The organism is Methanobrevibacter sp. (assembly GCF_017468685.1).
In the GTDB taxonomy this organism is placed as follows: Archaea; Methanobacteriota; Methanobacteria; order Methanobacteriales; family Methanobacteriaceae; genus Methanocatella.
Window position 1 is genome coordinate 1 of record NZ_JAFUHT010000069.1, and the last position, 8,972, is coordinate 8,972.

Consider the following 8,972-nt stretch of genomic DNA (forward strand, 5'->3'; position numbering starts at 1 on the left):
GCTGCATCATACTCATCAAGCAGCTCATCAATTATATCCAATGCATTCTGTGCTGTTCGAGCCATCCTAACTTCAATGTCATTTCTTTTAAATGACTCCAAAGCCTGATTCAAATAATACTCATTGTTGTTGATTGATTCCATTTTGATATCCTTAACCCTTTTTTTAAGTCTTTTGGTTGATGGTGAATCCTTGATGGAATCTGATCTGCTTTTAACTGTATTGAATGATTTTCTCATTGTTTCAAGTTCACTTGCTTTCATCCGCACCACCATATTTAACTAAAAATTCGGTCAAGTCAATTACTTCAATCTCATCATTTTCCAGATTAAGCTTGCAGAATGGACAAGCTGTTATCAATGTTTTACAGTTTGTGTCTTTTGCCTGTACAATTCTTGATTTTGCCATTTGCGAAGCGATTTGAGGATATGCAGATTTAACGCCTCCGCCTGCACCACAGCATAAACTGTTTTCACGAATGCTTTCCATTTCAACCAAATTAGCAACAGATTTTATAACATCACGAGGTTCATCAAAGACTTCCATATGTCTTCCCAAATGACATGAGTCATGATAAGTTACATCAAACTCCCTTTTGGAAAAGTTGAGCTTACCTTCACGAATCAAATTATTCAATAACTGTGAAATATGTATAACATTCAATCCTTCGTAATCCTCTTTGAGGGTTTTATAGCATCCTGCACAGGAAGTTAAAATAGTTTCACCCTTAAAAATCTCAGTATTTTTTTCTATCTGTTCTTGAGCTTCATTAAAAAAGCCAGTTCTAAGTAAAACAGACCCACAGCATTTTTCATCTTCCAAAATATGATAATCAACACCTGCAAGATTCAGAAGTTCTTCTGTGGCCTCCTGAATATCGGGCAACTTTTCCCTTGCAGTGCATCCTCTAAAATAAAGCATTATTCATCCTCTTCATCATCAAGAGTAATCTCATTTGAAAGAGCCACTTCTTTAACCAGCTTATTAACTTCATCATGCAGAATATCAATTCTGTTGTATAATCTGAAAATGATATAGAACAGTACTACAAAGACTACAATAATGATAAAGTCCAGTCCACGAGTTATACCGAATAAGCTTGCAAATTTTTCACTGGCTGATGGAAATATTGAAAATAAAATAACGAATAACCATAATATTGTCCATAGAATAACTGTCAATAATGATTGTTTTTCTTTGAGATACCTATAAAAGAACCATAAAATGGCCAATATTGATATTATTGGAAATAGAATTGAATATAAAAACATAATCTTCACCTAAACTGATGTTTAATCATTTGAATTAAAATCTTAAATGCTTCTGTAACATTTGTTCCTTTAGCTTGAGTTTCCGGAGTGTAAATTGTTTGAATTGGAACTTCTGCAAACGGAATATTGTTGTCATTGACTTCCCTTATAAATTCTGATGAGATAAGATAACCCCTTGCATTGATATCGATTTTTCTTAAAGCATCGATTGTTATCGCCCTAAAACCTGTTTGTGAATCGCTTACATCCACCTTGTAAAAAATTTTGGTTAAAAGATTCATGACTGCATTAGCGAAATTTCTGCTTAAAGGCATATCCTTTAGTGGTCTTACTCCTATAACCGCCTGCGCTTCACCTTTAACCAGCGGTTTTATTACATTGTCCAAATCATCTGCAGAATGCTGTCCATCTGAATCCATGCTTACAATATATTTTGGATTGAACTTCAAAACTGCATCAAATCCTGTTTGGGTTGCAACGCCCACTCCACGATTTATAATTAATGAATACACATGGATTTTATCAGGATATTTCTTTTTAGACTCTAAAACAACATCCAATGTATTGTCTGAAGAACCGTCATTTACAATAACCATATTGTATCCTTTCTCTGCAATAGATTCTAATACTGGCCGAATCCTAGTCGCTTCATTATATGCTGGAAGAACCACATATGTTGCATTTTTATCTTCCACTGTTAGTTCATATTCCATTTTAAATCACTATAATGGTCCTGCATCCTCTTTTCCTTCACGCATTCCCATTCCTGCTTCTTTTCTCATTGCTTTTCTGTGATACATCATCTTGATTAGGTTTTGTGCATGTTCACGGGCTCTGTTTTCTGCAAGCTTTGCAAGCTCAACAGGATCTTCTTCCTCATCTTCATGGACAAATACCTCTAAAATATGAGTATTGGTCATGAGCTGTGCGTTAATCAAACCTGTTGACGCTTCATGTGCACACATCTTATCCTTTTCCATGGGTCCAGGCATTCCAAGTGCCATTACAATATCACAGTTTTCTTCTTCAATGAGAATTTTAGCAGTTACTGGTAAATCTTTTACTCCAGGAACAGTTTCTCTGATTATTTTTAAATCATAAGCATTCTTTTTTAGCTCATCAATTGCAGCTGACGCCATATCAAAACGAGCAAATGTTGTATCACATATTCCAATTCTCATTTAAGTTCACCTTATGAAAAAATATGTTTTTATTAATATAAATGTTTAATTAAAAATACAAAAGTATTATGAATTATTACTGTGAGTAATACTTTAGATAATAGAATTATGAAAAAATTCTGATTTAAAAAAAAATTAGTTTTTATTAACAAATTCTAGAAACTTATCCTTAGCTTCATCAATTGTCAATGGATAATCATTATCCATATCAAAGCCTTCATTCTCAATTTTCTGGAACAATTCTGTTACAATTGGAACTTTTAAGTTAGCTTTTTCGAGAATTTCCGGCTGTGAAAAAATATCCTTTGGTGTTCCTTCAGCAATCAACAGACCATCAACTAGAACAAATACTTTCGAAGCATAATCCGGCACTAAATCAACTTCGTGAGTTGAAATTATAATAGTAATTCCTTCTTCGTTAAGCTCTTTTAACAGTTTAACCAAGTTTGTTACACCTTGAGGGTCAAGTCCAGCTGTTGGCTCATCTAAAACCATAACTTCTGGTTTCATTGCAAGAATACCTGCAATAGCCACTCTTTTCTTTTGACCACCACTTAAGTGATGAGGCGCCTTTTTCTCAAAACCACTCATACCAACACGTTCAAGAGCTTCTTCAACCCTGTCCTGAACCTCTTCCATAGATAATCCTAAGTTCAAAGGTCCAAAGGCAACATCCTCTTCAACTGTCGGCGCAAATATTTGATCATCAGGGTTTTGGAAAACAATTCCAACTTTCTGTCTGAATTTCAATAAAGACTTCTTATCATATTTTAGCTCTTCACCATCGATGAACACTTGCCCTTCATCCGGTTCATAAATTCCATTTAAATGCAGGAACAATGTTGATTTTCCAGCTCCATTTTTACCTAAAAGAGCAACCATTTCTCCTTTTTCAACTTTTAGACTAACACCTTTTAGTGCTTGATAATCAGCATTATATGAATATTTAATATTTTTAACTTCCAACATGATTAATTACTCCCTTTTTTGTGGCTCATAAATTGGCAATTCACCAGTGTAACCCCTTGAATCTAAAGAATACTGTAATGTTTCACTCTTATCTAGAGATCTTAAAAATATTGTACTTGCAAGTGCTCCTAGAGATTTAAATGAATTCCAATATGAATGATATCCTAATCTTGTTTCCTGTGCCTTTTGCATTGTATCAATTTCATTTAAGAAAATGAATATAGAATTGTACATTAAAAGTGCAATTTCAATGAAAATTTTTGGAACTTTCAAAGTAGCTAAACAATGCAAAATTTTTGCAATTGGTGTAGTTAACGCAAGAAAACCCAATAAAGGCAAACATCCGACTACTCTAAAGAAAGTGTACACACCGTAGTGCAGAGAGTCTGTTGTAACTACAATACCAAATATACCTGTTTCATAGATTACTTCACCTTTTCCAAAGAAGAATATTAAAAACAGACATGTAAGTATAACAAATGCCATTGGGATTGTGAGAAACTTAAAATATGACCTGTAATTTATCTTTGCTATTGCCAAAATCACAATTGACATTACAATGAAGATAAATATATCAAAATATAGATTATCGAGTGCTAAAGTTAAAACTAACAAGAATATTGTTAAGAACAATTTAAAATAAGGATTTGTTTCAGTTAATTCATTATGATGCGCAATATAATCCATATCAAATTTCATATTATCACTTTAAAAAAATAGAAAAAAAAATAAAAAAGAATAAAATTATTCTTCTTTACCTTGTCCTCTCCAGTAACCGAAGAAGTAACCAATGATGATTGCTCCTATAGCTGCTTGAAGAGCGAATAATAAACTTTCAATTTCTCCACTAGGTGGTTCCCAGATTGAAGAGAACCATGGTTCGAAATTGGTTGATTCAATTTGTTCACTTGCTGCATCGTCAGATCCACCAAAGTATCCATCATCTTCCCCATGACCATTATACATTGCTAATGGTGCAATGAAGATAATAGCACAAATTATTGCTAAAATTATTAATGTTGATGTTTTCATTATAATCACCTTATGCTTCGTTAGGAGCTAATGAACCAAGTTTATCTAATAATTTTGGTTTGTAAGCTTTTAATCTGTCCCAGATAATTACAGTTAAGATACCTTCTCCAACAGCTAATGGAACTTGAGTTACTGCAAAGATAACTAAGAAGTTAGTTAATGCAGTACCAAAAGTTGGTGCAGGGAATGCGAAAGCTAATTGGAATGAAGTAGCTACGTAAGTTAATAAGTCACCAATGAATGCTGCAAAGAAAATTGCAATTGTTGATGAAACATTAGCTTTGGTTAAACCTTTGTATACAATCCAAGCACAAACAGGTCCTACAATACCCATTGATACAATGTTTGCACCTAAAGTGGTTAATCCACCGTGAGCAAGTAATAATGCTTGGAAAATAAGTACAATAGTAGCAAGTACTGCGGTTACAGCAGGTCCGAATAATGCTGCACCTAATCCGTTACCACAAGGGTGAGAACAACTTCCAGTAACAGAAGGTAATTTCAAAGATGATAAGATGAACATAAATGCCCCACTTACAGCAAGTAATGCTTTAGATTCTGGGGTTTCATCTACTATTTTTTTGATTTGATAAATACCAAAAGCAACAACGATGATTGCTACAACGAACCATACAATACACCATTCTAATGGTAAGTATCCTTCCATAATATGCATAACTTTTTTCCTCCAAATTATATCAAAATGATTTGATAAAGTTCTCAATAAAAATTTAAAATATAATTAAAATTTTATAAAGTTTTATTGATAATGTTATTATATCACTTATTACATATAAATGTATAGGAAAAAGTAATAATTATTAATTAGGAACACCTAAAAATTAATTGAAATGAATAAAGAATGGAAGATAAAATGAACATAAAAAACAACTTGATTTTAGCACTTGATGTGATGAGTGAAAGCGAAGCAATAGAAATATGCGACTCAATAAAAGAATACATTGACACCATAAAAATAGGTTACCCACTTGCACTTGCAGAAGGTCTTGAAATAATAAAAAAACTAAAAGAAAAATTTGGATTTAAAGTGATATGTGACTTCAAAGTGGCCGATATAGATGCAACAAACTCCAAAATATGTGACGAAACATTCAAAGCAGGAGCAGACGCAATAATATGTCACGGTTTTGTAGGATCAGACAGTGTTCAGGCATGTCTTGATATGGCAAACAAGCACGAAAAGGAATTATTCCTACTGACTGAAATGTCACACCCAGGAGCAAAAATGTTTCTGCAAAAAAATGCAGATGCAATAGCTCAGATGGGAATTGAAATGGGAATTGTAAACTATGTCGCACCTGCAACAAGACTTGACAGATTAAGCGACATCAGAAACATTGTTGGAGAAAATGCCTTTATAATTTCACCAGGGGTTGGAAAACAGGGTGGAGACGGTAAAAAAACTTTACAATACTCAAATGCAATAATTGTTGGAAGAAGTATTTATGAAGCAGAAAATCCCAAACTTGCATGTGAAAATTTAATCAAATCACTGAAATAAGTAAACTTATTAAGTGAGGACAACAAAAATAATACTGTTCTCATAATTATTGAACAATTATCAAATTAAATGGAGGAAAAAACATGGCAAATGAAGTAACTAAAATGATTATGGAAACCATCTTAGCATTAATTACAACCGCATTTGCGTTTGTAGCAGGTGCTGCATGGAACGATGCAATTCAAAAATTAATTGAATCATTTATCGGTGCTGGAGATGCACTTCCTAGTTTATTCATTTACGCAATTGTTGTAACCATCGTTGCAGTAATTGTTACCGTACTCGTCGCTAGAATCGCTGGTAAGATGGGCGTAGAAGTAGAATAAATACAAAATTAAAAAGGAATTAACTAATTCCTTTTAAAACTCTTTTTTTAATTAAATTTTTCAAAAACAATACCTGCAATTACATAAAATATTTCAAACAACAGGAAACATACAAATATTAAAATATTGAAAACACCACAGATTGCAAGTAAACAAATGACAACCTTCATTACAAACCTATACTCAAAAAACAGGTTCAAAAATCTGTTATCAGTAACTTTAGAAATTAATTCATGACCAACTTCATCACCTAAAGCTGAAAGAATACAAATCAGCAAAACAACAAGATTTAACTCAGGAATTCCTAAAATCAAACTGATTATAATAAAAACAATTAAAGTAATTACATGATGAAGTCCATCAACTTTTAGAGCAATTAAATTACCTATTAAAATGGCAAAGAAAATGTAAGCCGCCTCTACACTATAACAGGTCGCTGCAGCACAAGTAATACCACACAATACTCCAAAAACAGTAGCAAACTTTAAATCATTATTAACATCAAACAGGTCATCTGAATATTTCATGAAAAATCCAGACAATAAAAATAAAATCGCTAAAATTATATAACTCATCTAATCACTACCAATTTTATCCAAAGCAGCTGCATAAATCAATGGGAAAATTACAGTGACATCTCCCACAACACTGGCAAGACTGGATCCGCATCTAGCCTTTGCCCATGATTTTGCCTCTTCAAGAGGTGCTCCTCCCAAACTACCCGCTTCAGGCCTGTCCATTGTAATTTGGATAGCTGCATCAAGACCGCCTTTAATAACATTGGAGGCCAATGTATAATGCTTTGTCAATCCTCCACCTAAAAGGATTGCACCCACTTTTTCAGATTCGAAAACAATATCAGACAAATAGTGCATGTCAGCTACCGCATCAACCACAAAGTCATGGTCCTGTGAGAAAATCCATAACTGAAGACCCATCATTGAATCGATTAAACCCGGAGCGAAAATAGGAACATCATATTTTGCGGCTGTCGCTACAAATGAGTTTTCATCTTCAACCAAAAGGCCTATTTCATAGAGCAGTTCCTGAATTGAAACTTTTTGTTTTTCACAAGCAATCTTTTCATAAATCTTGGTAATTTCACTTTCAAAAATAGTAAAATCATCAGATCCCACGTTAATATCGGCAATCCTGCCTATGCCTTCCTCATTTAATTCTTCATCATCCTTGCCCTCATGGCGATAGTGAGATCCTCCAAATGCCTCAACAAGGTCATGAGTGATGTTGGCACCGCTTGCTACGATTAGATTGACATGTCCCTCTTTAATCATTTTAGTTACAATATTTCTCATTCCACCAGGTATCAATGGTCCTCCTAGACTCATAAATACATTCATATCATCATCCTGAATCATATCGGACAGTATATTGCATGCTCGTGCAACTCTACCTGCACCTAGAACACCTGAATCATCAAATTGATCTATCAAATCAATTATTTTCATATCTGAATTTACATCGATTGGGTTGACTTTCATTTAATCACTTAATTGGTAATTATTGGGAATTGTTTTAAATTTGTTATGCTGTCAATTAAATCTGTTCTTGTGACAATTCCAAGCAAAACCTGATTGTTATCTGCAATAATCAATCGGGAAATTGATTTTTTAAGCATCACATCAATTGCATTAACGATTTTTAAATCTTCATTTACAATAACCACATTTGTTGACATCAATTCGCCGACAGTTTTGTTTTCATTATCACTGGCGATTGCATTTACCAAATCGGTTAATGTGAATACTCCAACAACTTTTCCGTCTTTTATGACAGGAGCTCCGTCAATTTCTTTTTCAGCCAATTTCTTTGCGGCATCCTTCACTGAACAATCTATTGTGAAAGATATAACATCACGGCTTGCAATGTCTCCAACGGTCTGCTTTGGAATACTTCTTATGGTTTTGGTATCAACCAGAAGAATATTATCCATATCATCACGGCCGACAATTGTACCCATGACTCCCAAGTTGTTAACTGGTGTTGGTCCTATTCTTACTTCATCACCTAAATTCAAGTCTTTTATGCTTCCCAAAACCTTAATTGCCGCTTCACATTCAGTAGGTTGAGGAACACTGGTGAATTCAATTTTTGCAACTGAAACATCATCCAGTTTTTTACCGTTTTTATAAATCGGCACTTTTGAATCCTTATCGGAAACTGTAATGTTTAGTGAATGATACGCTTCAATTGTAGGCTTATATCCACCTCTAGGACCCGGCACGCCTTTAACTAAACTCAGGCTTCTTAATGATTGCATCTGGTTACGTATTGTTCCAGGATTTCTGTTCATAACCTCAGCAATATCTTCTCCCTTAATAGATTTACCATTTGATGACTGGTATAAATTAATTAAGGTTTGTAAAATTTCCTTTTGAACAGATGTTAACATGTTTTTCATCCCCATCCAATTAATAATATAATTATTTATGTAAAACATAGCTTATAAATATTAATGATAAATAATGATAATTTGAAAAATGAAAAAAAAATACGATTAAACAATGTTTAGAAAAAAAAGAAAATGAAAGAAATGATTATTCAATTAACTGTTTTAAATCATTTCTAATTATTGAAGTAGCATCAAATCCTTTAATGGCATCAACCATTTCAGGGAATTTTGCCTTAGGAATCAAAACGTTGATTTGTGAGA

General features: G+C 33.4%; 13 protein-coding genes and 1 pseudogene. 2 read left to right on the forward strand and 12 right to left on the reverse strand.

Annotated elements, in window-relative coordinates; translation table 11 throughout:
- From IJ258_RS08695 to cbiM, 9 genes and pseudogenes are all read right to left on the reverse strand, one after another.
- Positions 1-263: pseudogene (locus IJ258_RS08695) on the reverse strand (lactate utilization protein); the annotation flags it as partial.
- Entirely contained in the window at positions 250-921 is a 672-nt protein-coding gene (locus tag IJ258_RS08700; RefSeq protein WP_292805894.1) for a (Fe-S)-binding protein, read from the reverse strand. The pseudogene IJ258_RS08695 and the gene IJ258_RS08700, both read right to left, overlap by 14 nt.
- Positions 921-1,271 (reverse strand): DUF2304 domain-containing protein, encoded by a 351-nt coding sequence (locus IJ258_RS08705; protein WP_292805897.1) that lies wholly within the window; start codon positions 1,269-1,271, stop codon positions 921-923. Before IJ258_RS08705 ends, IJ258_RS08700 begins: the two co-directional genes overlap by 1 nt.
- A gap of 5 nt (positions 1,272-1,276) precedes the next feature.
- On the reverse strand, positions 1,277-1,984 hold the full coding sequence (locus IJ258_RS08710; RefSeq protein ID WP_292805900.1) for a glycosyltransferase family 2 protein: 708 nt from the start codon (positions 1,982-1,984) through the stop codon (positions 1,277-1,279).
- A gap of 9 nt (positions 1,985-1,993) precedes the next feature.
- The gene (gene ribC / locus IJ258_RS08715; protein WP_292603096.1) at positions 1,994-2,452 is read right to left on the reverse strand and encodes a riboflavin synthase; all 459 of its coding nucleotides are present in this window, start codon (positions 2,450-2,452) and stop codon (positions 1,994-1,996) included.
- 135 nt (positions 2,453-2,587) lie between these two features.
- A complete protein-coding gene (locus IJ258_RS08720) occupies positions 2,588-3,421 on the reverse strand; it encodes an ATP-binding cassette domain-containing protein (protein ID WP_292805903.1) in 834 nt (277 codons plus the stop codon).
- Positions 3,422-3,427: 6 nt separating this feature from the next.
- Entirely contained in the window at positions 3,428-4,120 is a 693-nt protein-coding gene (cbiQ, locus tag IJ258_RS08725) for a cobalt ECF transporter T component CbiQ (protein ID WP_292805907.1), read from the reverse strand.
- A gap of 45 nt (positions 4,121-4,165) precedes the next feature.
- Complete coding sequence (locus IJ258_RS08730) at positions 4,166-4,453, reverse strand: energy-coupling factor ABC transporter substrate-binding protein (RefSeq protein WP_292805910.1); 288 nt, start codon at positions 4,451-4,453, stop codon at positions 4,166-4,168.
- A gap of 10 nt (positions 4,454-4,463) precedes the next feature.
- Positions 4,464-5,129: a cobalt ECF transporter S component CbiM gene (gene cbiM / locus IJ258_RS08735; RefSeq protein ID WP_292805913.1), complete on the reverse strand. Its 666-nt coding sequence runs from the start codon at positions 5,127-5,129 to the stop codon at positions 4,464-4,466.
- 198 nt (positions 5,130-5,327) lie between these two features.
- Here cbiM and pyrF point away from each other — a divergent pair, with 198 nt between their 5' ends.
- Together pyrF and IJ258_RS08745 are read left to right on the forward strand one after the other, a co-directional pair.
- On the forward strand, positions 5,328-5,975 hold the full coding sequence (gene pyrF, locus IJ258_RS08740) for an orotidine-5'-phosphate decarboxylase (RefSeq protein ID WP_292805916.1): 648 nt from the start codon (positions 5,328-5,330) through the stop codon (positions 5,973-5,975).
- Between the two features lie 83 nt (positions 5,976-6,058).
- Positions 6,059-6,301, forward strand: coding sequence for a DUF5654 family protein (locus IJ258_RS08745; protein WP_292805921.1), 243 nt, complete (start codon positions 6,059-6,061; stop codon positions 6,299-6,301).
- 47 nt (positions 6,302-6,348) lie between these two features.
- Here the strand turns inward: IJ258_RS08745 and IJ258_RS08750 are convergent, their stop codons facing one another.
- The 3 genes from IJ258_RS08750 to IJ258_RS08760 are packed head-to-tail and all read right to left on the reverse strand — an operon-like array spanning position 6,349 to position 8,711.
- Positions 6,349-6,876, reverse strand: coding sequence for a hypothetical protein (locus IJ258_RS08750; RefSeq protein WP_292805924.1), 528 nt, complete (start codon positions 6,874-6,876; stop codon positions 6,349-6,351).
- A complete protein-coding gene (locus tag IJ258_RS08755; protein ID WP_292805927.1) occupies positions 6,877-7,800 on the reverse strand; it encodes a deoxyhypusine synthase in 924 nt (307 codons plus the stop codon).
- A gap of 8 nt (positions 7,801-7,808) precedes the next feature.
- A complete protein-coding gene (locus IJ258_RS08760; protein WP_292805930.1) occupies positions 7,809-8,711 on the reverse strand; it encodes a CBS domain-containing protein in 903 nt (300 codons plus the stop codon).
- Between the last annotated feature and the right edge of the window lie 261 nt (positions 8,712-8,972).

Coding starts and splice junctions, on each gene's coding strand:
- IJ258_RS08700 (WP_292805894.1), bottom strand. CDS start 921: ATGCTTTATTTTAGAGGATGCACTGCAAGGGAAAAGTTGCCCGATATT.
- IJ258_RS08705 (WP_292805897.1), bottom strand. CDS start 1,271: ATGTTTTTATATTCAATTCTATTTCCAATAATATCAATATTGGCCATT.
- IJ258_RS08710 (WP_292805900.1), bottom strand. CDS start 1,984: ATGGAATATGAACTAACAGTGGAAGATAAAAATGCAACATATGTGGTT.
- ribC (WP_292603096.1), bottom strand. CDS start 2,452: ATGAGAATTGGAATATGTGATACAACATTTGCTCGTTTTGATATGGCG.
- IJ258_RS08720 (WP_292805903.1), bottom strand. CDS start 3,421: ATGTTGGAAGTTAAAAATATTAAATATTCATATAATGCTGATTATCAA.
- cbiQ (WP_292805907.1), bottom strand. CDS start 4,120: ATGAAATTTGATATGGATTATATTGCGCATCATAATGAATTAACTGAA.
- IJ258_RS08730 (WP_292805910.1), bottom strand. CDS start 4,453: ATGAAAACATCAACATTAATAATTTTAGCAATAATTTGTGCTATTATC.
- cbiM (WP_292805913.1), bottom strand. CDS start 5,129: ATGCATATTATGGAAGGATACTTACCATTAGAATGGTGTATTGTATGG.
- pyrF (WP_292805916.1), top strand. CDS start 5,328: ATGAACATAAAAAACAACTTGATTTTAGCACTTGATGTGATGAGTGAA.
- IJ258_RS08745 (WP_292805921.1), top strand. CDS start 6,059: ATGGCAAATGAAGTAACTAAAATGATTATGGAAACCATCTTAGCATTA.
- IJ258_RS08750 (WP_292805924.1), bottom strand. CDS start 6,876: ATGAGTTATATAATTTTAGCGATTTTATTTTTATTGTCTGGATTTTTC.
- IJ258_RS08755 (WP_292805927.1), bottom strand. CDS start 7,800: ATGAAAGTCAACCCAATCGATGTAAATTCAGATATGAAAATAATTGAT.
- IJ258_RS08760 (WP_292805930.1), bottom strand. CDS start 8,711: ATGTTAACATCTGTTCAAAAGGAAATTTTACAAACCTTAATTAATTTA.